At 67.5% G+C, this 26,126-nt stretch carries 24 protein-coding genes and 1 pseudogene; 9 read left to right on the top strand and 16 right to left on the bottom strand.

All coding sequences use genetic code 11. The annotated features are described in order from the left end of the window. Positions 1 to 12: 12 nt before the first annotated feature. Genes mnmE through DYS74_RS03475 form a run of 5 tightly spaced genes read left to right on the top strand, consistent with a single transcriptional unit; the run spans position 13 to position 5,499 of the window. Complete coding sequence (gene mnmE, locus DYS74_RS03495; RefSeq protein ID WP_121530942.1) at positions 13 to 1,296, top strand: tRNA uridine-5-carboxymethylaminomethyl(34) synthesis GTPase MnmE; 1,284 nt, start codon at positions 13 to 15, stop codon at positions 1,294 to 1,296. Positions 1,297 to 1,308: 12 nt separating this feature from the next. Beyond that, positions 1,309 to 3,171: a tRNA uridine-5-carboxymethylaminomethyl(34) synthesis enzyme MnmG gene (gene mnmG / locus DYS74_RS03490; protein ID WP_121530940.1), complete on the top strand. Its 1,863-nt coding sequence runs from the start codon at positions 1,309 to 1,311 to the stop codon at positions 3,169 to 3,171. Next, on the top strand, positions 3,168 to 3,788 hold the full coding sequence (rsmG, locus tag DYS74_RS03485; RefSeq protein ID WP_121530938.1) for a 16S rRNA (guanine(527)-N(7))-methyltransferase RsmG: 621 nt from the start codon (positions 3,168 to 3,170) through the stop codon (positions 3,786 to 3,788). Before mnmG ends, rsmG begins: the two co-directional genes overlap by 4 nt. Further along, the gene (locus DYS74_RS03480) at positions 3,781 to 4,596 is read left to right on the top strand and encodes a ParA family protein (protein WP_121530936.1); all 816 of its coding nucleotides are present in this window, start codon (positions 3,781 to 3,783) and stop codon (positions 4,594 to 4,596) included. The genes rsmG and DYS74_RS03480 overlap by 8 nt, the downstream gene beginning before the upstream one ends. Positions 4,597 to 4,599: 3 nt before the next feature. After that, entirely contained in the window at positions 4,600 to 5,499 is a 900-nt protein-coding gene (locus DYS74_RS03475; RefSeq protein ID WP_121530934.1) for a ParB/RepB/Spo0J family partition protein, read from the top strand. 3 nt (positions 5,500 to 5,502) lie between these two features. Here DYS74_RS03475 and hemW read toward each other — a convergent pair whose 3' ends face one another. From hemW to rph, 4 genes and pseudogenes are all read right to left on the bottom strand, one after another. Beyond that, positions 5,503 to 6,660 (bottom strand): radical SAM family heme chaperone HemW, encoded by a 1,158-nt coding sequence (gene hemW / locus DYS74_RS03470; protein ID WP_121530932.1) that lies wholly within the window; start codon positions 6,658 to 6,660, stop codon positions 5,503 to 5,505. Next, a complete protein-coding gene (locus DYS74_RS18790; RefSeq protein WP_220668817.1) occupies positions 6,657 to 7,037 on the bottom strand; it encodes a RidA family protein in 381 nt (126 codons plus the stop codon). Before DYS74_RS18790 ends, hemW begins: the two co-directional genes overlap by 4 nt. 9 nt (positions 7,038 to 7,046) lie before the next feature. Beyond that, positions 7,047 to 7,646 (bottom strand): annotated as a pseudogene (gene rdgB / locus DYS74_RS18785) (RdgB/HAM1 family non-canonical purine NTP pyrophosphatase); the annotation flags it as partial. Further along, positions 7,643 to 8,356, bottom strand: a complete 714-nt coding sequence (gene rph, locus DYS74_RS03460) for a ribonuclease PH (RefSeq protein ID WP_121530930.1) — start codon at positions 8,354 to 8,356, stop codon at positions 7,643 to 7,645. The gene rph and the pseudogene rdgB, both read right to left, overlap by 4 nt. A gap of 124 nt (positions 8,357 to 8,480) precedes the next feature. Here rph and hrcA point away from each other — a divergent pair, with 124 nt between their 5' ends. Next, on the top strand, positions 8,481 to 9,542 hold the full coding sequence (gene hrcA / locus DYS74_RS03455) for a heat-inducible transcriptional repressor HrcA (protein ID WP_121530928.1): 1,062 nt from the start codon (positions 8,481 to 8,483) through the stop codon (positions 9,540 to 9,542). A gap of 4 nt (positions 9,543 to 9,546) precedes the next feature. After that, positions 9,547 to 10,095 (top strand): nucleotide exchange factor GrpE, encoded by a 549-nt coding sequence (locus tag DYS74_RS03450; RefSeq protein WP_121530926.1) that lies wholly within the window; start codon positions 9,547 to 9,549, stop codon positions 10,093 to 10,095. A 103-nt stretch (positions 10,096 to 10,198) separates the two neighbouring features. Here the strand turns inward: DYS74_RS03450 and mutS are convergent, their stop codons facing one another. Continuing rightward, positions 10,199 to 12,844, bottom strand: coding sequence for a DNA mismatch repair protein MutS (gene mutS, locus DYS74_RS03445; protein ID WP_121530924.1), 2,646 nt, complete (start codon positions 12,842 to 12,844; stop codon positions 10,199 to 10,201). 105 nt (positions 12,845 to 12,949) lie between these two features. On the opposite strand from mutS, the gene DYS74_RS03440 reads away from it, so the two are divergent. Beyond that, a complete protein-coding gene (locus tag DYS74_RS03440; protein WP_121530922.1) occupies positions 12,950 to 15,217 on the top strand; it encodes an NADP-dependent malic enzyme in 2,268 nt (755 codons plus the stop codon). 69 nt (positions 15,218 to 15,286) lie between these two features. Next, positions 15,287 to 16,174: a ribokinase gene (locus tag DYS74_RS03435; protein ID WP_121530920.1), complete on the top strand. Its 888-nt coding sequence runs from the start codon at positions 15,287 to 15,289 to the stop codon at positions 16,172 to 16,174. Here the strand turns inward: DYS74_RS03435 and phoB are convergent. From phoB to tsaD, 11 genes are all read right to left on the bottom strand, one after another. Continuing rightward, positions 16,159 to 16,851, bottom strand: a complete 693-nt coding sequence (phoB, locus tag DYS74_RS03430) for a phosphate regulon transcriptional regulator PhoB (RefSeq protein ID WP_121530918.1) — start codon at positions 16,849 to 16,851, stop codon at positions 16,159 to 16,161. The genes DYS74_RS03435 and phoB overlap by 16 nt on opposite strands. A gap of 3 nt (positions 16,852 to 16,854) precedes the next feature. After that, entirely contained in the window at positions 16,855 to 17,562 is a 708-nt protein-coding gene (gene phoU, locus DYS74_RS03425; RefSeq protein ID WP_121530917.1) for a phosphate signaling complex protein PhoU, read from the bottom strand. Between the two features lie 11 nt (positions 17,563 to 17,573). Next, a complete protein-coding gene (gene pstB / locus DYS74_RS03420) occupies positions 17,574 to 18,371 on the bottom strand; it encodes a phosphate ABC transporter ATP-binding protein PstB (RefSeq protein WP_121530916.1) in 798 nt (265 codons plus the stop codon). A 12-nt stretch (positions 18,372 to 18,383) separates the two neighbouring features. Beyond that, on the bottom strand, positions 18,384 to 19,730 hold the full coding sequence (pstA, locus tag DYS74_RS03415; protein WP_121530915.1) for a phosphate ABC transporter permease PstA: 1,347 nt from the start codon (positions 19,728 to 19,730) through the stop codon (positions 18,384 to 18,386). Continuing rightward, positions 19,727 to 21,187, bottom strand: a complete 1,461-nt coding sequence (pstC, locus tag DYS74_RS03410; RefSeq protein ID WP_121530913.1) for a phosphate ABC transporter permease subunit PstC — start codon at positions 21,185 to 21,187, stop codon at positions 19,727 to 19,729. Before pstC ends, pstA begins: the two co-directional genes overlap by 4 nt. A 64-nt stretch (positions 21,188 to 21,251) precedes the next feature. Next, positions 21,252 to 22,304: a substrate-binding domain-containing protein gene (locus DYS74_RS03405; RefSeq protein ID WP_121530911.1), complete on the bottom strand. Its 1,053-nt coding sequence runs from the start codon at positions 22,302 to 22,304 to the stop codon at positions 21,252 to 21,254. 120 nt (positions 22,305 to 22,424) lie between these two features. Further along, positions 22,425 to 23,108, bottom strand: a complete 684-nt coding sequence (locus DYS74_RS03400) for a CbiX/SirB N-terminal domain-containing protein (protein WP_121530909.1) — start codon at positions 23,106 to 23,108, stop codon at positions 22,425 to 22,427. A gap of 260 nt (positions 23,109 to 23,368) precedes the next feature. After that, positions 23,369 to 23,788 carry an EVE domain-containing protein gene (locus tag DYS74_RS03395; RefSeq protein ID WP_121530907.1) on the bottom strand — a complete coding sequence of 140 codons (420 nt, stop codon included), beginning with the start codon at positions 23,786 to 23,788 and terminating at the stop codon, positions 23,369 to 23,371. Further along, the gene (locus tag DYS74_RS03390) at positions 23,788 to 24,057 is read right to left on the bottom strand and encodes a YciI family protein (protein WP_121530905.1); all 270 of its coding nucleotides are present in this window, start codon (positions 24,055 to 24,057) and stop codon (positions 23,788 to 23,790) included. The genes DYS74_RS03395 and DYS74_RS03390 overlap by 1 nt, the downstream gene beginning before the upstream one ends. A 1-nt stretch (position 24,058) precedes the next feature. After that, on the bottom strand, positions 24,059 to 25,015 hold the full coding sequence (locus DYS74_RS03385; protein ID WP_121530903.1) for an NAD(P)H-dependent glycerol-3-phosphate dehydrogenase: 957 nt from the start codon (positions 25,013 to 25,015) through the stop codon (positions 24,059 to 24,061). Continuing rightward, positions 25,012 to 26,106 (bottom strand): tRNA (adenosine(37)-N6)-threonylcarbamoyltransferase complex transferase subunit TsaD, encoded by a 1,095-nt coding sequence (tsaD, locus tag DYS74_RS03380; protein ID WP_121530901.1) that lies wholly within the window; start codon positions 26,104 to 26,106, stop codon positions 25,012 to 25,014. Before tsaD ends, DYS74_RS03385 begins: the two co-directional genes overlap by 4 nt. Between the last annotated feature and the right edge of the window lie 20 nt (positions 26,107 to 26,126).

Raw genomic sequence — 26,126 nt, 5'->3', positions numbered from 1 at the left:
GTCTTTCGACCGATGGACACCATCTTCGCCCTGGCGACGGCCCGCGGAAAGGCGGGCGTCGCGGTCGTCCGCATTTCCGGCCCGCGGGCCTGGGCGGCGGCCGAGATGCTGGCCGGGTCCTTGCCCGTGCCACGCCAGGCCGGGCTGCGCCGGCTGCGGCTGGCGGGGGACGAGCTCGACGAGGCGGTGGTGCTGTGCTTTGCCGCCGGCGCGAGTTTCACCGGCGAAGAGGTGGCCGAGCTGCATGTGCATGGCGCGGTGGCGACGGTCGCCGCGGTGCTGCGGGCGCTTGGGGGCATCGAGGGGCTGCGGCTGGCCGAGCCCGGCGAATTCACCCGCCGCGCGCTGGAAAATGGCCGGCTGGACCTCGCCCAGGTCGAAGGCCTGTCGGACCTGATCGAGGCGGAGACCGAGGCGCAGCGAAAGCAGGCGCTGGCGGTTCTGTCGGGCTCGGTCGGTCAGGTGGTCGAGGACTGGCGCGCGCGGCTGATCCGGGCGGCGGCGCTGCTCGAGGCGACGATCGACTTTGCCGATGAAGAGGTGCCGGTCGATGTCAGCCCCGAGGTGACCACATTGATCGACGGGGTCATCGCCGCGCTACGCGATCAGATCGCACGGGTCGGCGCGGCCGAGCGGGTGCGCGAGGGCTTCGAGGTGGCAATCGTCGGTCGGCCGAATGCCGGCAAGTCGACCTTGCTGAATGCGCTGGCGGGGCGCGAGGCGGCGATCACCTCGGAAATCGCCGGCACGACACGCGACGTGATCGAGGTGCGGATGGACCTTGGCGGACTGGCGGTCACCCTGCTGGACACCGCCGGGCTGCGCGAGACCGGCGATGTGGTCGAGGCGATCGGCGTCGAGCGCGCGCTTGCCCGCGCGGAGCAGGCCGATCTGCGGATCTTCCTGCTCGACGGGGCGGAAGTGCCGCTGCTGCTGCCCGAGCCGGGCGATCTGGTCGTGCAGGGCAAGGCCGATCTTCACCCGGGTGAGGGGCTCACTGTCTCGGGCAAGACCGGGGCGGGCCTTGACCGGCTGGTCGCCGAGGTCACCGCGCGGTTGCAGGATCGGGCCGCAGCGGCCGGCGTGATGACCCGCGAGCGACACCGGGTGGCAATGGAGCGCGCATTTCAGGCTTTGGAATCGGCGCGAAATGAGGTATTGCGCGGGTCCGATCGGGTCGAGCTGGCCTCCGAAGGGGTGCGTCAGGCGGCCCGGGCGCTTGAATCCATGGTCGGGCGGGTGGATGTGGAGCATCTTCTCGACGAGATTTTCGCGAGCTTCTGCATCGGCAAGTGAGGAGTGTTTCACGTGAAACATCTTGACGTCATCGTCGTCGGCGGCGGTCATGCCGGCACCGAGGCAGCCCATGCGGCGGCCCGGGCAGGGGCGCGCACGGCGCTGGTCACGCTGCGGCGCGAGGCGATCGGCGTGATGTCGTGCAATCCGGCGATTGGCGGGCTGGGCAAGGGCCATCTGGTGCGCGAGATCGACGCGCTCGATGGCGTGATGGGGCGGGCGGCCGACTTTGCCGGCATCCAGTTCCGCCTGCTGAACCGGCGCAAGGGGCCGGCGGTGCAGGGTCCGCGCGCGCAGGCCGACCGCAAGCTCTATCGCCAGGCGATGGCGCGGCTGACCGAGGCGCAGGAAAACCTCGAGGTGATCGAGGGCGAAGCCGCCGATCTGATCGTGACCGAAGGCCGCGTCGCCGGCGTGCGTCTGGCCGACGGCAGCGAGATCGGCGCGGCGGCGGTGGTGCTGACCACCGGCACCTTCCTGCACGGCGTCATCCATATCGGCGATCAGCGTCAGCCCGGCGGCCGCATCGGCGACAAGCCGTCGATCGCGCTGGCCGACCGGCTGCGCGATCTGGCCTTGCCGCTTGGCCGGCTGAAGACCGGCACGCCGCCGCGGCTCGATGGGCGGACAATCGACTGGTCGGTTCTCGACAGCCAGCCGGGCGACGACGATCCGGCGATGTTCAGCTTCCTGCACAAGGCGCCCTTCGTGCGGCAGATCTCCTGCGGGATCACCCATACGAACGAGCGCACGCATGAGGTGATCCGCGAAAACCTCGGCCGGTCGGCGATGTATGGCGGCCATATCGAGGGGGTCGGGCCACGCTATTGCCCCTCGATCGAGGACAAGGTCGTGCGCTTTGCCGACAAGACCTCGCATCAGGTGTTCCTGGAGCCCGAGGGGCTGGACGACGACACGATCTATCCGAATGGCATTTCCACCTCGCTGCCCGTCGATGTGCAGGAGGTCTATGTCCGCTCGATCCGCGGTCTCGAGGATGTGCGGATCCTGCAGCCGGGCTATGCGATCGAATATGATTTCGTCGACCCGCGTGCGCTGACGCCGACGCTCGAACTGCGCGAGCAGCCGGGGCTTTATCTTGCCGGGCAGATCAACGGCACCACCGGCTATGAAGAGGCCGCGGCGCAGGGGCTGGTCGCCGGGCTGAACGCGGCGCGGGCGGCGCAGGGGCAGGGGCCTGCCGTCTTCAGCCGCACGAACAGCTATATCGGGGTAATGATCGACGATCTGGTGACGCGCGGTGTGGCCGAGCCCTATCGCATGTTCACCTCGCGCGCCGAATTCCGCCTGTCGCTGCGCGCCGACAATGCCGACCAGCGGCTGACCCCGATGGGGATCGCGCTTGGCTGCGTTGGGGCGGAGCGGCAGCAGGCCTTTGCGCAGAAGATGGAGGCGCTGGACGTCGGCCGTGCGCTGCTCGATTCGCTGATTCTGACGCCGAAGCAGGCGATTTCCGCCGGGCTGAAGGTGAACCAGGACGGCAGCAAGCGCTCGGCCTTCGAGCTTCTGTCCTTCCCGGACATCGGCCTGGCCGAATTGTCGGCCGTGTTCCCGCAGATGACGGAGCTTCCCACCGAAATCGCCGATCAGCTGGCCAAGGACGCGCTCTATGCCAGCTATATCGAGCGGCAGGAGCGCGACGTGGCCGCAATGAAGCGCGACGAGCATTGGGAAATTCCTGCCGATTTCGAGTATGCGGCGCTGTCCGGCCTGTCGAATGAGCTGAAACTGAAGCTCGGTCGGGCGCGGCCGCAGACGCTCGCCCAGGCCAGCCGGGTCGATGGGGTGACGCCGGCGGCGCTGGCGCTGATCCTCGCCAGCCTGCGCCAGGCCAGCCGGGTGGCCTCGGCATGAGCGTCGAGGTCTTCTCCGCGGCCGTCGATGTTTCACGTGAAACACTCGACCGGCTGACCGCCTACGAGGCGCTTCTGCGCAAGTGGAATGCGGCGATCAACCTGGTCTCGCCGCAGACGCTGTCGCAGGTCTGGACGCGGCACTTCCTCGATTCGGCGCAGATCTTCGCGCTTGGCCCGGAGACGGCGCGGATCTGGGCCGATCTGGGCAGTGGCGGCGGCTTTCCCGGACTGGTGATCGCGGTGCTCGCGGCCGAAAAACGCCCCGATCTGGTGGTGACGCTGGTTGAAAGTGACCGGCGCAAGTCGGCCTTCCTGATGACCGCGGCGCGTGAACTCGGCCTTTCCGTTGCGGTGAAAAGCGACCGGATCGAGGCACTTGCGCCGCTTCAGGCCGATATCCTCAGCGCGCGCGCGCTGGCGCCGCTGAGCGATCTTCTGGGCTTTGCCGAGCGCCACCTTGCCCCCGGCGGAACCTGTCTTTTCCCGAAAGGGGCGCGCTGGCGCGAAGAGCTTGCGCCGGCGCAAGAAAGGTGGTCCTTTCACCTCAACCCGCATCCCAGCGAGACCGAGTCCGAAGCCGTTATCCTGCAGATCGATGGAGTGAAACGTGTCTGATCCGACTCGGCCGCCCGGGCCCAGAATCATCGCCGTCGCCAACCAGAAGGGCGGGGTGGGCAAGACCACCACCGCAATCAACCTTGCCGCTGCCCTTGTCGAGGCCGGGCAGCGCGTGCTGCTTGTCGATCTCGACCCGCAGGGCAATGCCTCGACCGGGCTCGGCCTCGAGACCGAGGATCGGAAGTCGAGCACCTACGAGCTGATCCTCGAAGACGCACCGATCTCCTCGGTCGTGCAGGAAACCGGCATCGAGGGGTTGTGGATCTGCCCGGCGACCACCGATCTCTCGTCGGCCGACATGGAGCTGGTGTCGAACGAAAAGCGCAGCTTCCTGCTGCATGACGCGCTGCGCCAGCCCGACATCGACGCCTTCGCGCTTGATTATGTGCTGATCGACTGCCCGCCGTCGCTGAACCAGTTGACGGTGAACGCGATGGTCGCGGCGCATTCGGTTCTGGTGCCGCTGCAGGCGGAATTCTTCGCGCTCGAAGGCCTGTCGCAGCTGATGCTGACGATCCGCGAGGTGCGGCAGAGCGCCAATCGCGACCTGCGCATCGAAGGCGTGGTTCTGACCATGTATGACGTGCGCAACAACCTCTCGCAGCTGGTCGAGGCGGATGCGCGCAACACACTGGGCGAGCTCGTGTTCCGCACGATGATCCCGCGCAATGTGCGGGTGTCCGAGGCGCCGTCCTATGCGATGCCGGTCACCAGCTATGATTCCGGCTCGCGTGGGGCGACGGCCTATCGCGCGCTGGCGAGTGAACTTCTTGCCCGGCATGCCGCGGCGACTACCAGGGGATAAGGGATGGCGGAGAAGAAACCCGAACGGCGTGGTCTGGGGCGTGGTCTGTCGGCGCTGATGGCGGATGTCCATCTGGCGCCCACGGCCGAACCCGCGGCGGCACCGCGTCGGGCGGAAATGTTCGTCCCGATCGAGAATATCGAGCCCAATCCCGACCAGCCGCGCCGCGATTTCGAGCCCGAGGCGCTGGATGAGCTTGCGGCCTCGATCCGCGAGAAGGGCGTCATCCAGCCGCTGATCGTGCGCCGCCATCCGCGCAAGGAAGGGCAATACGAGATCGTCGCCGGCGAACGGCGCTGGCGTGCCTCGCAGCTGGCGCAGCTGCACGAGCTGCCGGTGATCCTGCGCGAGTTCACAGATAACGAGGTGCTCGAGGTCGCGATCATCGAAAACATCCAGCGCGCCGATCTGAACCCTCTGGAAGAGGCGCTCAGCTATCGCGCGCTGATGGATCGTTTCGGCCATACCCAGGAAAAGGTGGCCGAGGCGCTGTCGAAAAGCCGCAGCCATATCGCGAACCTGCTGCGTCTGCTGAACCTGCCCGACGAGGTGCAGGGGATGCTGCGCGCGGGGCAGCTGAGCGCGGGGCACGCGCGGGCGATGATCACCGCGCCCGATCCCGTCAAGCTGGCGCGAGATACCGTTTTGAAGGGCCTCTCGGTGCGCGATGTCGAGCGGCTGGCGAAAAAGTCGGTGACGCCGCCGGGCGGGGGCGCGCCGAAGCCGCGCCGCCCGTCCGAGAAGGATGCCGATACCCGGGCGCTGGAAGGCGATCTGAGCGCTAGCGTTGGTATGAAGGTGTCGATCGACCACAAGGGGTCGGAGGGGGGTCTCGTCACCATCGCCTATCGCGACCTCGACGAGCTGGACCGGATCTGCTCGCTCCTCAGCGCCGGGCGCTGAGGCTCAGGGCATCAACTCCCGGATCACGCCATTCAGCACCGCGCGGCCCTCTCGGGTGGCGCGGATCCGGCCATCGACGGTTTCCACCAGACCAAGCTCGCCCAGATCGGCGAGCTTTTCGGCGGGCAGGTCGGTGCCCGAGAGCGCGCGATAGCGCGCCGGATCGATCCCCTCGCTCAGCCGCAGCCCGAAGAGCAGGAATTCGACCGCCTGATCCTCGAGCGGCAACGCATCGCGCGGGAGTTCGCCCGAGCCGCGCTGCTCCACGGATTGCAGCCACAGGGCAGGGGCCTTGGGCGTGACCGTCGCCTGCCGCGTGTCGCCAAGGGTCAGCCGGCCATGCGCGCCAGGGCCGATGCCGGCGTAATCGCCATAGCGCCAATAGATCAGGTTGTGCCGGCTTTCCGCCCCCTCGCGGGCGTGGTTCGACACTTCATAGGCCGGAAGCCCCGCCGCCTCGCAGATTTCCTGCGTGCGCAGATACATGTCGGCGGCCAGTTCCTCGTCTGGCAGGCCGGTCAGCTTGCCGGCCGCGGCACGGCGGCCAAAGGCGGTGCCTTCCTCGATCGTCAGCTGGTAAAGCGAGAAGTGATCCACCGCCATCGCCAGCGCCTCGCGCAGTTCGGCCTCCCAGGCGGTCAGGTCCTGATCCTGACGCGCATAGATGAGATCGAAGCTGACGCGGGCGAAATGGCTGCGGGCGATATCGAAGGCGGCGCGTCCCTCGGCGGCACTGTGCATCCGGCCAAGCCGCGTCAGATCGGCGTCGTTTAGCGCCTGCATCCCCATCGAGACGCGGTTCACGCCGCCCGCGGAATAGGCTCTGAACCGGCCGGATTCGATGCTGGTGGGGTTCGCCTCGAGGGTGATCTCGATGTCATTCGCCTGCCGCCAGGTGCGCCGCACCCGCTCGAGGATCGCGGCGACAAGGTCGGGGTCCATCAGCGAGGGGGTGCCGCCACCGAAGAAGACCGAGTTCAGCACCCGGTCCTGCGTTTCGGCGCCCAGACGGTCGATCTCGGCAAGATAGGCGCGCTGCCAGCGTGCCTGGTCGATCTCCGCCGCCACATGGCTGTTGAAATCGCAATAGGGGCATTTGGCGGCACAGAAGGGCCAGTGCAGGTAAAGGCCGAACCCGCCGTGCCGCCAATCGTCGCTCATCCCTTGAACGCCGTCACTTCGATCTCGATCTTCATCGCCGGGTTCACCAGCCCCGCGACGATCATCATCGCAGCCGGGCGGATCTCGCCGAAGGTTTCCGACAGCGCCGGGATGATCTCTTCGACATAGGCCGCATCGGTGATGACGTAATTCGCCCGCACCACATCGGCCATCGAGAAGCCCGCGCCTTCCAGAACGCCCCGGATCGTGGCGAGCGCGTTGCGCGCCTGATCGAGAACGCTGTCCGGGAAGGTCTTGCTGACCGGATCGGCGCCGGTCGTGCCGGCGACGAAGCACCAGTCGCCCTGCACCACGGCGCGCGAATAGCCAAGCTTCGGTTCATAGGGCGAGCCGCCCGAGATGTTCTGTCGTGCCATCTTCGCCTCGAAACATTGCACCAGCTTGCGGAAAGCATCCGCGCGGTGGCTGATCTGGTTCTTCTTCGCCGGGTCCATCTCGGCGAAGGTGATGTCATGGCCCTCGGGCTGGAACATCGGGTCATAGCCATGGCCATGCGCACCGCGCATCGGCCAGACAAGCTGGCCCTCGGCCTTGCCCTCGAAGACCTCGTCATGGCCATCGGGCCAGGCGAGCACGAGGGTCGAGCGGAAGCGCGCGGTGCGCGGCATCGGCGCGGCGATCTTCTCGCAGGCGTCCCAGGTGCGGGTCATCGCAAGCGTGAAGTCGCGCCCGGTCGGGGTTTCGGCCCAATCGGCGGTATAGACGCCGGGGGCACCGTCGAGCGCGTCCACCTCGATGCCGCTGTCGTCGGACAGCGCCGGCAGGCCGGTGGCCTTCGCCGCCGCATGTGCCTTGATCCGGGCATTGCCGACGAAGGTCGTCTCGGTTTCCTCGGGCTCGGGCAGGCCGAAATCGTCGTTCGACAGCACGGTGATGCCGAAGGGCGCGAGCAGCGCCCGCATCTCCTCCAGCTTGCCCTTGTTGTGGGTGGCGAACAGCAGCCTGTCGCCGGTGAACTTCCTCATGCCAGCGCCGCCTTCTGCGCTGCGACCAGCTGCGCCACGCCCGCCTCGGCCAGGTCGAGAAGCTTCGTCATCTCGTCGCGCGAGAAGGTCGCGCCCTCGGCCGACATCTGCACCTCGATCAGCTTGCCGGCGCCGGTCATGATGAAGTTGCCGTCGGTGCCCGCCTCGCTGTCCTCGGCATAGTCGAGGTCGCACACCGGCTGGCCGGCATAGATGCCGCAGGAAATCGCCGCGACATGGTCGACCAGCGGATCCGAGGTGATCAGACCCGATTTCAGCAGCTTGTTCACCGCAAGACGCAGCGCCACCCAGCCCCCGGTGATCGAGGCGCAGCGGGTGCCGCCATCGGCCTGGATCACGTCGCAGTCGACGACGATCTGCCGCTCGCCAAGGGCCGAGCGGTCGACGCCGGCGCGCAGCGCGCGGCCGATCAGGCGCTGGATCTCCTGCGTGCGGCCCGACTGCTTGCCGGCCGCCGCCTCGCGCCGGGTGCGCGAATTGGTGGCGCGCGGCAGCATGCCGTATTCCGCTGTCACCCAGCCCAGCCCGGTGCCCTTCAGGAAGGACGGCGCGCGATCCTCGATCGTCGCGGTGCACAGCACATGGGTGTCACCGACCTTGATCAGGCACGAGCCTTCGGCGTGCTTCGTGATCCCGGTTTCGATTGAAATCGGGCGGCATTCACTTAGATTTCTGCCGGAGGGGCGCATGATCAGTCCTTTCGAAGAGTTTGCCTCATTTGAGGCCGCCCGCGCCATGATGCAACCCCGAAGCAGGGCGACGCCTGATTGACGGGCGCGGCAGGGCGGCTTTAATGCGGGGATGAGCCACGCCATGCACGACCAGACACAACTTCTGACGGAACTCAACGACCGCTCGCGCGAGGTTTTCCGGCGGGTGGTCGAGGGCTATCTCGAAACCGGCGACCCGGTGGGGTCACGCACCCTGACCCGGCAGATGAGCGAGAAGCTCTCCGCCGCGACGATCCGCAACGTGATGCAGGATCTCGAATACATGGGGCTCCTGGGCAGCCCGCATGTCTCGGCCGGGCGGGTGCCGACGCAGCTCGGGCTGCGGATGTTCGTCGACGGCTTCATGGAGGTCGGCGAGGTTCACGTGACTGACCGGCAGGCGCTGGATGCGACGCTGGGCGCGAACGAGCCCGGGGTGGGCTCGCTTCTCGACCGCGTCGGCGCGGCGCTGTCGGGCATCACCCATGGCGCAAGCCTGGTCCTGGCGCCGAAGCACGAAGCGCCGATCCGCCACATCGAATTCGTCTCGCTCGGGCCCGATCGGGCGCTGGTGGTGCTGGTCTTTGCTGACGGGCAGGTGGAGAACCGCGTCTTCACCCCGCCGCCGGGGCAGACCCCCTCGTCGATGCGCGAAGCCGCGAATTTCCTCAATGCGCTGGCCGAGGGTCGCACGCTGAGCGAGCTGCGCGCCGATATCCGCGAAGAGATCGTCGCGCGCCGGCAGGAGCTTGATACGCTCGCCGCGGAACTGGTCGAAAGCGGGCTCGCGCAATGGGCCGATCAGGGCGCGCCCTACGAGCGGCTGATCGTGCGCGGGCGTTCGAACCTGCTCGACGGCGAGGAGGATCTCGACCGGATTCGGTCTCTGTTCGACGATCTGGAACGCAAGCGCGATATCGCCGAGTTCCTCGACCTGACCGAGGAAGGCGATGGTGTGCGCATTTTTATCGGCTCGGAGAACAAGCTTTTCTCACTTTCGGGTTCCTCTCTGGTCGTCTCTCCCTATATGAACGCGGATCGGAAGATCATCGGTGCGGTCGGCGTGATCGGGCCCACGCGGCTGAATTACGGCCGGATCGTGCCGATTGTCGATTATACGGCGCAGCTGGTCGGGCGGGTTCTGTCCGGCCGCGGCAAGGGGTAGGACCATGACCGAGAAGAAAGACGAGATCCTCGAGGATCAGGAGCAGCTGAACGACCCGCTGGGCGCGGCGATGGCGGAAGGCTTCGACGAGATCGAGGCCCTGCGTGCCGAGCGCGACGAGTTCAAGGACCGCTTCATGCGCGCGCTGGCCGATGCCGAGAACGCCCGCAAGCGCGCCGATCGCGACCGTCGCGAGGCCGAGAACTATGGCGGCTCGAAACTGGCCCGCGACATGCTGCCGGTGTTCGACGCGCTGAAGCGTGCGCTCGATGCGGCGGGCGACGAGGTGCGGGCCGCGGCGCCGGCGCTGATCGAGGGCGTGGAACTGACGCAGCGCGAGCTGCTGAACGTCTTCAAGCGTCACGGCATCCAGGCGATCATGCCGCAGGTCGGCGACAAGTTCGATCCGCAGCAGCACGAGGCGATGTTCGAGGCGCCGGTGCCCGGCACCACCGCGGGCGACATCATCCAGGTGATGACCGAAGGCTTCCTGCTGCATGACCGGCTGCTGCGTCCGGCCAAGGTCGGTGTCAGCTCGATGCCGAAGGGCTGAGTCCTCCGAAAGCCCGGGCGCCTTGCCCGGTCTGTGAAACGGCCTTCCTCCGGAAGGCCGTTTTTTTACGCCTCACCCCGGGATATTTCCGGCAATTGGAAGATCAGGGCTTGAGCAGGGCCCGGAGGCCATAAAGAGCCTCCATCGCCTGTTTCGGCGTCATCTCGTCGGGGTTGATGTCGCGCAGCGCCGCCGCGATGGCCGTGCTTTCGGGGGCTGCGGGTGCGGGCGCCGGATGCGCGGCGGCCGAGAACAACGGCAGGTCGTCGATGACCATCTGCTTCTTGCCGCCGCCCTCGCGGTCGCCCTGTTCCAGCGCTTCGAGCACGACACGGGCCCGCGCCACCACACTTTCGGGCAGGCCTGCGAGCCGCGCCACCTGCACGCCATAGCTGCGATCGGCCGCGCCCTTCTTCACCTCGTGCAGGAAGATCACCTCGCCCTGCCATTCCTTGACCGAGACGGTGGCGTTCTCGACGCCGTCGAGCTTCGCCGAAAGCGCCGTCATCTCGTGGTAATGGGTGGCGAAGAGCGCGCGGCAGCGGTTCACCCCGTGCAGATGTTCCAGAACCGCCCAGGCGATCGACAGCCCGTCATAGGTCGCCGTGCCGCGCCCGATCTCGTCCAGGATCACAAGCGCCCGATCGTCGGCCTGATTGAGGATTGCCGCGGTCTCGACCATCTCGACCATGAAGGTCGAGCGGCCGCGGGCAAGGTCATCGGCGGCACCCACGCGCGAGAAGAGCTGGCTCACCAGCCCGATATGGGCGCGGCGCGCGGGCACGAAGCTGCCGGCCTGGGCCAGCAGCGCGATCAGCGCGTTTTGCCGCAGGAAGGTCGATTTGCCGGCCATGTTCGGGCCGGTCAGCAGCCAGATCGCCGGCGTCTCGCCCGAGGTCAGGGCGCAGTCATTGGCGATGAAGGGCTCGCCCGAGCGCTTCAGCGAGGCCTCGACCACCGGGTGGCGGCCGCCCTCGATCTCGAAGGCGCGGCTTGCGTCCACCGTGGGTTCGACCCAGTCCTCGCCCGCGGCCAGATCGGCGAAGGCGGTGGCCAGGTCGATCTCGGCAAGCGCCCGCGAGGCCTCGCCGATCGGTCCGGCATGGGCGAGAATGGCCTGTTTCAGGCTGTCATAGAGCCGTTTCTCGATCTCGAGTGCATGGTTGCCGGCGTTCAGGATCCGGGTTTCCAGCTCGCTCAGCTCGAGCGTGGTGAAGCGCACCTGGTTCGCCGTGGTCTGACGGTGGATGAAGCGCTCGTTCAAGGGCGCCGAGAGCATCTTCTCGGCATGGGTGGCGGTCGTCTCGATGAAATAGCCCAGCACGTTGTTGTGCTTGATCTTCAGCGAGGTGATGCCGCTTTCCTCGATGTATTGCGCCTGCATCCGGGCGATGACGCCGCGGCCCTCGTCACGCAGCTGGCGGGTCTGGTCGAGCTCGGCGTCATAGCCCGTCGCGATGAAGCCGCCATCGCGCGCCAGAAGCGGCGGCTCGGCGACGAGCGCCGCATCCAGAAGCGCTGCGAGGGCATCGTGGCCCACGAGCACCGCGGCCGCCTCGGCCAGAAGCGCGGGCGGCTCCACCGGGGCAAGGCTTTCGGCGATGCGTCCGGCCTGGTCGAGCCCGTTGCGGATCGCCGCCATGTCGCGCGGGCCGCCACGGTCGAGCGAAAGCCGGCTCAGCGCGCGGTCCATGTCGGGGCAGCGCCGCAGATCGGCGCGCAGATCCTCCGAAAATCGACCCTGTTCCAGCAGAAAACGCACGGCATCATGGCGGGCATGGATCTGGTTCAGATCGCGCGAGGGGGCCGAGATGCGCCGTTCCAGCAGCCGCGCGCCGGCGGCGGTCACGGTGCGGTCGATGGTGGTCAGCAGCGAGCCCTCGCGCCCGCCCGACAGCGCCTGCGTCAGTTCGAGGTTGCGCCGGGTGGCGGCGTCGATCTGCATCAGGCTGCCGGCCTCTTCGCGCAGCGGCCGGCGCAGCAGCGGCAGCTTGCCGCGCTGCGTCAGCTCGAGATAGTCGACGATCGCCCCCATGGCCGAGATCTCGACCCGCGAGAAGCTGCCGAAGGCATCGAGCGAACCGACCGAGAACAGGCCCAGAAGCCGCCGTTCCGCCCCCTCGCTGTCGAAGCTTGCGCGCGCGAGCGGGGTCAGCGCCGCCTTCAGATCAGTGACGATCTCGGCGCAATCGGCCTCGCGCAGCTCGCTCACCAGCACCTCGCGCGGGGCAAGGCGGGCCAGTTCGGGCGCAAGCCGGGTCAACGGGCAGGGCATCACCCGGAACTCGCCGGTCGAGATGTCGACCCAGGCCAGCGCGCCCTCGCCGTGCATCTCGCTCCAGGCGGCCAGGAAGTTGTGGCGCCGCGCCTCGAGCAGGCTTTCCTCGGTCAGCGTGCCGGGGGTGACAAGGCGCACCACGTCGCGCTTCACCACCGATTTCGCGCCGCGCTTCTTCGCCTCGGCCGGGTCTTCCAGCTGTTCGGCGATGGCGACGCGGAACCCCTTGCGGATCAGCGTCAGCAGATAGCCCTCGGCGGCATGGATCGGCACGCCGCACATCGGGATTTCCTCGCCCAGATGCAGCCCGCGTTTCGTCAGCGCGATGTCGAGCGCGGCCGAGGCCGCGACGGCATCGTCGAAGAACATCTCGTAGAAATCGCCCATCCGGTAGAACAGCAGCGCCCCCGGATTCGCCTCCTTGATTGCGAGATATTGCGCCATCATCGGCGTGACTGTCGGCTCGGCCATGCGTTCCCCCGTTTGGCGCGACCCTACAAAAGGCGGAATCCGGGTGCAAATCCATTGAGACGTGCCAGAGGTGGCGTTATGAGAAGGCGCGACCGGAGGAGCACCATGTCAAGCAAGAACCGCATCACGCCTGAAGAGGCGCTGGCTTACCATCTCGACCCGACGCCCGGGAAATACGAGATCACGGCGTCGAAGCCGATGACGACGCAGCGCGATCTGAGCCTTGCCTACAGCCCCGGCGTCGCGGTTCCGGTCGAGGCGATCGCCGACCGGCCCGAGACCGCCTATGACTACACGGTCAAGGGCAACATGGTTGCGGTGATCTCGAACGGCACGGCGATCCTTGGCATGGGCAACCTTGGCGCGCTCGCCTCGAAGCCGGTGATGGAAGGCAAGGCGGTGCTGTTCAAGCGCTTTGCCGACGTCAACGCGATCGACATCGAGCTCGACACCGAGGACCCGGACGAGATCATCAAGGCGGTGAGCCTGATGGGCCCGACCTTCGGCGGTATCAACCTCGAGGACATCAAGGCGCCCGAGTGCTTCATCATCGAGCAGCGGCTGAAGGAGATCATGGACATTCCGGTGTTCCATGACGACCAGCACGGCACGGCGGTGATCTGCGCGGCCGGCCTGATCAACGCGCTCGAGCTGAGCGGCAAGAAGATCGAGGATTGCCGGATCGTGCTGAACGGCGCCGGCGCCGCCGGCATCGCCTGCCTCGAGCTGATCAAGGCCATGGGCGCGCAGCATGACAACTGCATCATGTGCGACACCAAGGGCGTGATCTGGCAGGGCCGCACCGAGGGCATGAACCAGTGGAAATCGGCCCATGCGGCGAAGACCGACGCGCGCACGCTGGAAGAGGCGATGGTGGGTGCGGATGTCTTCCTCGGCGTCTCGGCCAAGGGTGCGGTGACGCCCGAGATGGTGGCGAAGATGGCCGACAATCCGGTGATCTTCGCGATGGCGAACCCCGATCCGGAAATCACCCCGGAAGAGGCGCATGGCGTGCGCCCCGACGCGATCGTGGCGACGGGCCGGTCGGATTATCCGAACCAGGTGAACAACGTCCTCGGCTTCCCCTATCTCTTCCGCGGCGCGCTCGACATCCATGCCCGCGCGATCAATGACGAGATGAAAATCGCCTGTGCCAAGGCGCTGGCCGAGCTGGCCCGCGAGGACGTGCCCGACGAGGTGGCGATCGCCTATGGCCGCAAGCTGACCTTCGGGCGCGACTACATCATCCCGACGCCCTTCGACCCGCGGCTGATCCACGTGATCCCGCCGGCGGTCGCCCGGGCCGGGATGGACACCGGCGTCGCACGCCGGCCGATCATCGACATGGACGCCTATGTGCTGGGCCTGAAGACGCGGATGGACCCGACGGCGTCGATCCTGCAGGGGATCCAGGCGCGGGCGCGGCAGGCGCAGGCGACGATGATCTTCGCCGAGGGCGACGATCCGCGCGTGCTGCGCGCCGCGGTGGCCTATCAGCGCAACGGCATGGGCCGGGCGATGGTCGTCGGCCGCGAGAGCGACGTGCGCGAAAAGCTGGAAACGGCGGGGCTGGGCGATGCCTATCGCGAGCTGACCGTGGTGAACTCGGTCAATTCGAAGCACATCGAGGCCTACAAGGACTTCCTCTATACCCGGTTGCAGCGTCAGGGCGTGGACCGCGAGGATGCGCACAAGCTGGCCACCCGCGACCGCCATGTCTTTGCCGCGCTGATGCTGGCGCATGGGCATGGCGACGGCATGGTCACCGGCGCCACCCGCAAGTCGGGCCATGTGATGGAGCTGATCAACAAGGTCTTCGACGCGCGCCCCTCGGATGGGGCGGTGGGGATCACCGCGCTTCTGCACAAGGGGCGCGTGGTGCTGATCGGCGACACGCTGGTGCACGAATGGCCCGACGAGCATGACCTCGCCGATATCGCCACCTCGGGGGCGCAGGTGGCGCGGGCGCTCGGGCTCGAGCCGCGGGTGGCCTTCTGCTCCTTCTCGACCTTCGGCTATCCGGTGTCGGAACGGGCGACGAAGATGCATATCGCGCCGCAGGTCCTGGACGAGCGCGGGGTCGATTTCGAATATGATGGCGAAATGACCGTCGATGTCGCGCTGAACATGGAGCAGATGAAGAACTATCCGTTCTGCCGTCTGACCGGGCCGGCGAACGTGCTGGTGGTGCCGGCGCGGCATTCGGCCTCGATCTCGGTCAAGCTGATGCAGGAGATGGCCGGGGCGACGGTGATCGGCCCGATCCTGACCGGCGTCTCGGCGCCGATCCAGATCTGTTCGACGGTGTCGACGGTGAACGACATCCTGAACATGGCCTCGATCGCCGCCTGCAAGCTCGGCCAGCGGCGCTGACCCCGGCCCCGGGGGCCTCGCGCCCCCGGACCCCCGCGAGGTATTTCGGGCAAGATGAAAGGCAGCCGCATGACCGTCTACACCTTGGGCTCGATCAATGCCGATCATCTCTACCGGCTGCCGCATCTGCCGGCGCCGGGCGAGACGCTGGCGGCGCAGTCCTATTCCGTCGGGCTTGGCGGCAAGGGCGCGAACCAGTCGGTGGCGCTGGCCCGCGCCGGGGCCACGGTGCGCCACATCGGCGCGGTCGGGGCCGACGGGCTGTGGATGGTGGCGCGGCTGACCGAGGCGGGCGTCGATTGCGCGGCAGTGTCCGAGGTCGAGGGGGCCTCGGGCCACGCGATCATCGCGGTCGACGCGGCGGGCGAGAATGCGATCCTGCTCCATCCCGGCGCGAACCGGCAGATCGATGCCGCGATGGTCCGCACGGCGCTGGAAGGCGCCCGTCCGGGCGACATGCTGATGCTGCAGAACGAGACCTCGGCCCAGGTCGAGGCGGCGCGGATCGGGCAGGAACAGGGTCTTTTCGTCGTCTATTCCGCCGCGCCCTTCGAGGCCGAGGCGGTCGAGGCGGTGCTGCCCTATCTGTCGCTTCTGATCATGAACGAGGTCGAGGCGGCGCAGCTGTGCTCGGCGCTGTCTCTGACCTTCGAGGCGCTGGCGGTGCCGCATGTGGTGGTCACCCGGGGGGCGCGCGGCGCCGAATGGCATGACCGCGCCGGCGCCGGGGTGCACCGCACCCCGGCCTTTGCGGTGACGCCGGTCGACACCACCGCGGCGGGCGACACCTTTGCGGGCTATCTGGTCGCCGGGCTGGCCGAGGGGCTTTGCCCCGAGGCCGCGATGCGGTTGGCCTCGGCTGCCGCGGCGCTGAAGGTGACACGGGCGGGAACGGCCGATGCCATCCCCGCCCGCGATGAGGTCACGCGCTTTCTGGCGGCTCAGCCGAGCGAATAGCCGGTGCCGCGCACGGTGCGCACCGGATCATCCCCGCCATTCGCCATCAGCGCCTTGCGCAGCCGCCCGACGTGGACGTCGATGGTGCGGGTGTCGACGTAGATGTCGCGCCCCCAGACCCGGTCGAGCAGCTGGTCGCGGGTCCAGACCCGTCCGGGTTTCTCCATCAGGGTCGAGAGCAGCCGGAATTCGGTCGGGCCGAGTTTCAGCGGTGCGCCGTCACGGAAGACGCGGTGCTCGGCGGCGTCGAGGATGATGTCCTCGAACTGCAGCCGCTCGCCCATCGTCGCCGGGCGGGTGCGGCGCAGCTGGGTGCGCAGTCGCGCCATCAGCTCGACGACCGAATAGGGCTTCACCACATAGTCGTCGGCGCCGGTCTCGAGGCCGCGCACGCGGTCGGCCTCTTCCGAGCGGGCCGAGAGCATGATGATCGGGATCGAACGGGTCTCGGGGCTGGCTTTCACGCGCCGGCAGATCTCGATTCCCGAGACATTGGGCAGCATCCAGTCGAGCACGATCAGGTCGGGTTTTTCCTCCCGGACCATCAGCAGCGCCTCGTCGCCATTCACTGCCATGGCGACGCGGAATCCCTCGGCCTCGAGGTTGTATTGCAGAACCTCACGCTGGGCCGATTCATCCTCGACCACCAGCACGCAGGGCTGTTGGGCGGGGCTCATGCGTCAGTCCTCCACCTTGTCCAGGCTCACGCTGTCCGACTTCGGCCGGTCCTCGTCGGGCATTTCGCCGGTGACGAGATAGATCACCTGCTCGGCGATGCCGGTGGCCAGGTCGCCCATCCGCTCGATGTTCTTCGCGATGAAATGCAGGTGCATGCAGGCGGTGATGTTGCGCGGATCTTCCAGCATGTAGGTCAGGAATTCGCGGAACAGCGCGTTGTACATCTGGTCCACCTCGATGTCGCGCGAGCGGACATCGGCGGCCAGTTTCTCGTCGCGCTGGATGTAGCTGTCGATGGCATCCTTCAGCATGCCCTCGACCGCCTGCGCCATGCGCCGGATCGCGCCGGCCGAGCCGCTGATCGTCGGCATCTGCGACAGCACCTGGGTGCGCTTGGCGATGTTCTTCGAATAGTCGCCGACGCGCTCGAGGCTGCCCGCGATCTTGATCACCGAGAGCGCGACGCGCAGGTCCGAGGCGGCGGGCGAACGCAGCGCGATCAGCCGTGCGGCCTCGCCGTTGATCTGCTCCTCGAGCTTGTCCACCGCCTTGTCGCGGCGGCGCACGGTCTCGGCAAGTTCGTCGTCGCGGGTTTCAAGGGCCTGGGCGGCGTCGAGAAGCTGGGCTTCGACGAGGCCGCCCATCTTCACGACCATCGCCTGAACCGCCTCGAGGTCGCGGTCGAAAGAGGAAACGATATGCTGGCTCATGTGTCTCTCCGTCAGCCGATCCGGCCGGTGATGTAGCTCTCGGTGCGGGGATCCTTCGGGTTGGTGAAGATCTGCCCGGTCTCGCCGTATTCGACGAGATTGCCGAGGTGGAAGAAGGCGGTGCGCTGGCTGACGCGCGCGGCCTGCTGCATCGAGTGGGTGACGATCACCACCGAGAAGTTCTCGCGCAGCTCGTCGATCAGTTCCTCGACCTGTGCCGTGGCGATCGGGTCGAGGGCCGAGCAGGGCTCGTCCATCAGCAGAACCTCGGGCGAGGTGGCGACGGCGCGGGCGATGCACAGGCGCTGTTGCTGGCCCCCCGAGAGGCCGGTGCCCGGCGCGTCGAGACGGTCCTTGACCTCGTTCCACAGCGCCGCCTTGCGCAGCGAGCTTTCGACGACCGCGTCGAGTTCGGCCTTGTTCTTCACCAGGCCGTGGATCTTCGGCCCGTAGGCGACGTTGTCATAGATCGATTTCGGGAAGGGGTTCGGCTTCTGGAACACCATCCCCACCCGGGCGCGCAGCTGCACCGGGTCGACCTTCTTGTCATAGATATCCTCGCCGTCGAGCAGGATCTCGCCCTCGACCCGGCAGATGTCGATGGTGTCGTTCATCCGGTTCAGGCAGCGCAGGAAGGTCGACTTGCCGCAGCCCGACGGGCCGATGAAGGCGGTCACCGTCTTGTCGAGGATGTCGATGTGCACATCCTTGATCGCGTGCGAGGCGCCATAATAGACCTGCACGTCATGTGCGGCGATCTTGATGTCCTTGGTCTCCACGGCTCTCTCCGTCAGTCGCATGTCGTTCATGGTGGTCACTCCTCACCAGCGCCGCTCGAACTTGCGGCGCAGGACGACCGCGAGCGAGTTCATCACGAGAAGGAAGACGAGCAGCACGATGATCGCCCCCGAGGCGCGCTCGGTAAAGGCGGGATCGGCCCGCTGCGTCCAGCTGTAGATCTGCACCGGAATGGCCGAGGCAGGGTCGAAAAAGCCCTCGGGCGGGGCGGCGGGATAGTCGCGCACGAAGGCCACCATGCCGATCAGCAGAAGCGGCGCGGTCTCGCCGAGCGCCTGGGCCAGGCCGATGATCGCGCCGGTCAGGATGCCCGGCATGGCAAGCGGCAGCACGTGGTGGAAGATCGTCTGCGTCTTCGAGGCGCCGACGCCAAGGGCGGCATCCTTGATCGAGGGCGGCACCGATTTCAGCGCGGCGCGGGCCGGGATGATGATCCGCGGCAGCGTCATCAGCGTCAGCACCAGACCGCCGACCACCGAGGAGGACTGCGGCAGCCCGCCGAAGTTGATGAAGGCGGCGAGGCCGAGGATGCCGAAGACGATCGAGGGCACGGCGGCGAGGTTGGCGATGTTCACCTCGATCAGGTCGGTGAAGCGGTTCTTCGGCGCGAATTCCTCGAGGTAGATCGAGGCGGCGACGCCGATCGGCAGCGACAGCACCAGCACGATCAGCATCATGTAGGCCGAGCCGAGGATCGCGACGCCAAGGCCCGCGGCCTCGGGGCGCAGTTCCGAGGCGTCGGGCGCAAAGATGAAGCCCGGGTTGAACTTCAGCGCCAGCAGGCCGGCGTCGCGCATCGCCTGGGCGAGTTCAAGCTGTTCGGGCGAGACGTTGCTGTCGAGCTTGGCGCTCTCCATCGTCACCCGGCCCTTGAAGAAGCCGTCGATGCGGCCGTTCGCCAGCGCGTCGAAGCTGACGGTGGTGCCGATCAGATCAGGATTGGCCAGCACCAGATTGCGCAGCTGCGCCGGCGCTTCCTTCGAGATCATGCCGCCGACGTCCTTCGGTTTCATCCCGGCGGGAAGCAGCGCCTTTTCGGTCAGCTCGGCGGTCAGCGCGTCCTGCAGCAGCTTGCCATAGGCGATGGTCGTCACCTTGGCGATCGCGGCGGGGTCGCGGGTGCCCTCCTTGTCGAGCACGGCGGCATCGAGCGGCACCTGCATCGTCAGCACGCTCTGGCGGAAGGCGCCAAGGCCCGAGCCGAGCACCGAGCTGAGCAGCACGACGAGCGCGAGCAGGCCGAAGCCGACCGCGGCGACGCCATACAGGCGGAAGCGCTTCTCGGCGGCGTTGCGGCGCTTGGTGCGGGGATCGATGGCGTAAAGCGAGGGGCGGGCCTTCGCGGGCATGTTCGTGGCCTCGGCGGTCATTCGTATTGCTCCCGGTATTTGCGCACGATGACGAGCGCCAGGATGTTGAGCCCGAGCGTGAAGACGAACAGCGTCAGGCCGAGCGCGAAGGAGACGAGGGTCTCGGGGCTGGCGAATTCGGTGTCGCCGGTCAGCTGGCTGACGATCTTCACGGTAACGGTGGTCATCGCCTCGAACGGGTTGAGCGACATCTTCGCCGCGGCGCCGGCGCCGAGGACCACGATCATCGTCTCGCCGATCGCGCGCGAGGCGGCCAGAAGGATCGCGCCGACGATGCCGGGAAGCGCGGCAGGCAGGATCACCTGTCGCACGGTCTCCGACTGCGTCGCGCCAAGACCATAGGAGCCGTCACGCAGCGACTGCGGCACGGCGTTGATGATGTCGTCGGACAGCGACGAGACGAAGGGGATCAGCATGATGCCCATGACGAGGCCCGCGGTCATCACCGAGCTCGATGAGGTGCCAAGGCCGAGCGGCTGGGCGAACCAGTCGCGCAGCACCGGGCCGACGGTGATCAGGGCGAAGAGGCCGTAGACGATGGTCGGGATGCCGGCGAGCACCTCGAGCAGCGGCTTCGTCATCGCGCGCACCTTCTTGCTGGCATATTCGGCCAGGAAGATCGCGGCGAAGATGCCCACCGGCACCGCGACGACCAGCGCGATCACCGAGATGTAGAGCGTGCCCCAGATCAGCGGCCAGATGCCGAGATCGGAGCCACCACCGAATTTCGGGTTCCAGGTGGTGCTCAGGAAGAACTTGCTGGCAGGATAGAGCCGGAAGAAGTGGATCGTCTCGAACACCAGCGACAGCACGATGCCGACGGTGGTCAGGATCGCGACGAGCGAGGCGGCGATCAGCAGCACACGCACGAAGCCTTCGGAGACGTTGCGGGCGCGGAACTCGGGGCGAATGCGCGAGAGCGCATAGCCAAAGCCCGCGAGCGCGAGCGCCAGCACCGCGACGGTCAGCGCCAGATGGCCGCCGTGCGACAGATCGCGATAGGCCTTGGCGGCCTCGAACACGCCGGGTTTCACATTGGTGCCGACGGCGACGCCCACCTCGGCCAGACGGCTGCGCACGTCGGCCAGATCGGCGCGCATCGCGGCGATGTCGGTTTCGCCCAGTTGGCCCCGGGCAAGGATCAGGTCGATGCCCTCGGCGACGCGGCGCACGTCGGTCATCACCAGGTTGGCCGAGCTGCCATCGGGAATGTCGGCAGCCGAGATCATCGAGGTCACGCGGGTCTCGATCAGCAGCGGCTGCACCAGGAGCCACAGCAGCATCAGCAGAAGGGCGGGAACGGCAGTGAAAAGAAAGACGGTCTGGCCGTAATAGCCGGGAAGGGAATGCAGGCGCCGGATGTCACCCCCGGCCTTCGACAGTGCAAGCTGCCGACCGATGAGAAAGCCGGCGGCGGCAAGGGCGATCACGATCAGGGAAAGAAGGCCGATGCTCATGGGAAATTCCAGCTGAGAAGGGAAAGGTGGCGCCCGAAGGCGCCACCGGAGTTCCTTGCGAGGATCAGTTCAGCGGACCCATCGCGACGTCGTTCTTCACCATCTCCTGGGTCTTGGCCAGTTCCGGATCGGGAACCAGGCCGTAGGCCGCCAGCGGGCCGTTCGGGCCGGCCATGTCGTCCGAGACGAAGAAGTCGATGTATTCCTGCAGGCCCGGGACCACGCCGATATGCGCCTTCTTCACGTAGAAGTAGAGCGGACGCGAGACCGGGTATTCGCCCTTGGCGATGGTCTCGACCGACGGCATCACGCCGTCCATCGTGGCGACGCGCAGCTTGTCGGTGTTGTTCTGGTAGAACGACAGGCCGAAGACGCCGATGGCGTTCTTGTTCGCGTCGATGCGCGACAGGGTCTCGGTGTAGTCGCCGTCGATGTCGACCGAGGTGCCGTCGGTGCGCAGCGTGTTGCACTGGGCGACAGCGGCCTTTTCCTTCGCCTTGTCGTCGCCTTCGGCGGCGGCGAGGAACAGGTCATAGGCGCCGGTGGCCTTGCAGCCGGCCTCGATCACCTTGGTGTCGAAGACTTCGCGGGTGCCGTGCTTGGTGCCCGGGATGAACATCAGGATGTCCTGCGCCGGGAAGTCGGCCTTGACGTCGGCCCAGGTCTTGGCGGTGTTGGCGACGACCTTGCCGTCCTTCGCCACGTTCGCACCGATCGCGCCATAGATGTCGGCCGGGGTGAAGGCGAATTCCTTGCCGTTGATGTCGCTGGCGAAGACGATGCCGTCATAGCCGAAGCGGACTTCCATGATCTCGTTGACGCCGTTCGCCTTGCAGGTGTCGATGTCCGACTGCTTGATGCGGCTCGACGAGTTGGCGATGTCGATGGTGTTTTCGCCCACGCCTTCGCACAGCTTCTTGCGGCCGGCGCCCGAACCACCCGATTCCACGACCGGGGTCGGGAAGCTGAAGTTCTCGCCGAAGGCTTCGGCAACGATCGTCGCGTAGGGCAGCACGGTCGAGGAACCGGCCGACTGGATCTGGTCACGGGCGAGGGCACCCGAGGCCGAGGCAGCCACGATGGCCACGGCCGAGACGGTGAGTTTCACGGACTTCATGGAACACTCCTGAGTTCACTTGCGGGGCCGGTCGCGGCCTCGGGCTTCTCCTAGGATCTGCCCGTGACGCTTATGCAAAACATATGTGACAGTTGCGTGACAAACCCTTTCGGGCAAGTCTCATCGTGTCAGGGAACGGGCGATCAGCGCCGCTGCCTCGGGGTGTTCGCCGATCGCGGGCAGAAGCGGGCCGGTGAAGCCCGCGGCGGCCAGAGCCTCGGGAATGTCCTCGGCGACATGGCCGGCACGCTGGGCGAAGAAGGGCAGGCACAAGCCGGAAAGGCTTTCGGCCGCGACATCGGCCAGAAAGGGGGCCTCCTCGATGAAGGCGGTCCGGATGCGCCAGAAGCGGGTGAGCGGGCGCAAGCGGCGCGCCATCGCCTGCGCCGTATCCTTCGAGCGCCGCGCCACCTGCGAGCCATGCGCCACCAGGATCAGATCGGAACTTTCAGGCTCGATGCCAGCACTTTTTGTCGCTTCCGTGACAGTTTTCGCAATCAGACCCGGCAGGTCCGGTTCGGTGCCGAAGGGCGGCAGGACCCGTGCCGTCACCCCGGCGAGTGCCAGCCGGCGCGGCAGCTCGCGCCGGGTGAACCAGCCCTCGGCCATGAAGAACGGATAGATCTCGGGCGCGTCGAACCCACTGAGCGCCGCCTCGAGCGCGCCCGGCAGCGCCAGCGTCGCGCCGCGGATCTGATGCTCCGGGCACAGCGCCTGCACCCGTGCGGCGATCGACTTCAGCCCGGCATCAAGCGGGGCCGGGTCGGAGGGCGAGCCATGGGAGACGAGGACGATCTGACGCATGGGAGGCAAGTTAGGGGCCGGCAGCGAAACGGCAACGGGCGGGGCGCCTGACCGGGGCTCGATTCGGCAAGATTGAGTAAAATTGAAACTGTTACGTCGTTGAGGCGAATCGCCCGCTGGCATACCCGGAAGGCAATCGGCTGACAGGGCCGGTGGTCCGGACCGGGCCGGCAGGAGCAGACCTCCGGCCCGGGTCTTTCGCGGGCACATGCGGGGTGAAGGAAGGGCCGGCAGCCCCGGCCTTCACTTCGCGGCCGCGCTCAGGGCTCGACGCCGCCAAGCGCGCAGAGAATCCGCCATTCCTCCTCGGTCACCGGCTGCACCGAGAGCCGCATCGAGGTGACGAGCGACATCTCGGTCAACCGCGGGTCGGCCTTCACCTCGGCCAGCGTCACCGGCCGGACGAAGGGCTTCACCGCGCGGATGTCGACGCAATCCCACCGCGGGTCCTCGGTGGTGCTGTCGTGATGCGACTCGGCGCAGACCTCGGCGATGCCGACGATCTCCTTGCCGATGTTGGAATGGTAGAAGAAGCCGCGGTCACCGACCTTCATCTCCCGCATGTTGTTGCGGGCAAGGTAGTTGCGCACCCCGTCCCATTCCTCGCCGGCTGCGCCCTTCGCCACCAGCATCTCCCAGGAGAACTTGTTCGGCTCGGACTTGAACAGCCAGTATGCCATCAGCCGACGACCTTCTTCCATTCGGTGACCGAGACGCTGTCGAAGAGCCCCGCCTTCGCATAGGGGTCGTTCGCCGCCCAGTCCTGCGCCGCAGCCATGCTGTCGGCGTTCAGGATCACCAGCGAGCCGACCATCTGGCCGTCCTCGAGGAAGGGGCCGGCGACGAAGACGATGCCGGTTTCCTCGATATAGGCGAGGTGGGCGGCGCGGTTGTCGAGGCGGGTCTGCAGGGCACCGGGCTTGTCGCGGCAGATCACGGCATAGGGCATTTCATTCCTCCTTCAGGGGGCGGGACAGCAACGCCTGCGCGGCGTCGGAAACGGTGATGCGGTGCTCGCTCAGCGCCGCGACCATGGTCGCGATCGGCATCTCGACACCGCGCTTTTGGGCCAGAACAGAGACGGCCTTGGCGGTGGCCACGCCCTCGACCGTGGTGGTCGGGTCGAACGCCTCGCCGGCGCCAAGCGCCTGACCGAAGCGGAAGTTGCGCGACTGCGCCGAGGTGCAGGTGAGCACCAGATCGCCAAAGCCCGAGAGGCCCGCCAGCGTCTCGGCACGAGCGCCAAGGCGCAGCGCCAGCCGGCTCATCTCGGCAAAGCCGCGGGTCATCAGCGCGGCGCGGGCGGAATCGCCAAGCCCCGCGCCGATCACCACGCCGGCGGCAATGGCGATCACGTTCTTCAGCGCCCCGCCGAGTTCCGCGCCGAGCGGGTCGGTGCTGCGGTAAAGCCGCAGCGTCGGGGTCGACAGCCGGGCCTGCAGCGCCTCGCACTCCGACGCACAGGCAAGGGTGAGGGCCGTGGGCAGGCCGCGGGCGATGTCGGCGGCAAAGCTCGGCCCGGTCAGGATCGCGGCCGTCGCATCGGGGCAGGCGGCAGCGATCAGCTCGGTCGGGCCCCGGCCCGTCGTCAGGTCGATGCCCTTCGAGCAGGCGACGAGGGTCTTGCCGGCAAGGCGCGCGGCATGGGCCGTCAGAAAGCCGCCCATCTGCTGCATCGGCATCGCCAGAAGCAGCACCGGCGCCTGCGTCGCCACCTCGATTTCCGCCGTCACAGAGACGTTTTCGGGCAGAACGGTCATCGGCAGGCGGCGGTCATTGCGCCGGCTGGCCTGCATCTCGGCGACGTGGGCAGCGTCGCGGGCCCAGAGCGTGACGGGCCCGTTCTGCGCCAGCGTCACCGCCAGCGCCGTGCCGAAAGCCCCTGCGCCCAGCACCGCAACCGTCATGCCTTCGCCCCCTTCTTGCCCGAGCCGAGCATCGCCGGCGCGGAACGGTCAAGCGGCCAGCGCGGCCGGGCCGACAGGTCCATCCCGTCTTGCGCGCCGGCCTCGAACCGCGCGATCCCGGCATAGGCGATCATCGCCGCATTGTCGGTGCAGAGTTTCAGCGGCGGCGCAGCGAAGGTCGCGCCGAATTCGGCCGCCACCTGCTCGAGCCGCGTCCGGATGGTCGCATTCGCCGCCACGCCGCCCGCCACGGCAAAGGCCGGGTGTTCGGGGGCATGCGCCAGATACTCGCGCAGAGCGCGGCGCGATTTTTCCGCCAGAACGTCGGTCACCGCCGCCTGGAACCCGGCGCACAGGTCGCGCCGTGCCTGCCGGCGCAGACCGCCATGTTCGGCCACCTCGGCGTCGCGGGCGCGCAGAAGGGCGGTCTTCAGCCCGGAAAACGACATGTCGCAACCCGGCCGGTCCAGCAGCGGGCGCGGGAAGTGGACGGCCTTCGGATCGCCGCTCATCGCCTCGGCCTCGACCGCCGGCCCGCCCGGCTGTGGCAGGCCCAGAAGCTTCGCCGTCTTGTCGAAGGCCTCGCCCGGGGCGTCGTCGATCGTGCCGCCAAGGCGGGTGAAGTCTTCGGGCCCATGCGCGATCAGGAACTGGCAATGCCCGCCCGAGACGAGGAGCAGCAGATAGGGGAAGGCCAGCCCCTCGGTCAGCTGCGGCGTCAGGGCATGGCCCGCAAGGTGGTTCACGCCAACGAGCGGCAGACCCGCCCCCGCGGCGATGCCCTTCGCGCACATCACCCCCGACATCACCCCGCCAATGAGCCCGGGCCCGGCGGTCACCGCCACCCCGTCGAGGTCGGCAAGCGTCACGCCGGCCTCGGCCAGCGCCTCCTCGACACAAAGGTCGAGCTTCTCGGCATGGGCGCGGGCGGCGATCTCGGGCACGACGCCGCCATAGGGGGCGTGCAGCGCGGTCTGCCCGGCGACGACCGAGGCCAGGATGCGCGGCCCGGTCGCCTCCATCCGCACCACGGCGGCGGCGGTGTCGTCGCAGCTCGACTCAAGTCCGAGGAAGGTGAGGGTGCGGGTCATGGCGCCTCGGTTGCACGGTG

It is taken from the genome of Paenirhodobacter hankyongi (genome assembly GCF_003664585.1).
GTDB classification, from domain to species: domain Bacteria; phylum Pseudomonadota; class Alphaproteobacteria; order Rhodobacterales; family Rhodobacteraceae; genus Rhodobacter; species Rhodobacter hankyongi.
This window is presented reverse-complemented; position numbering and strand designations above follow the sequence as displayed.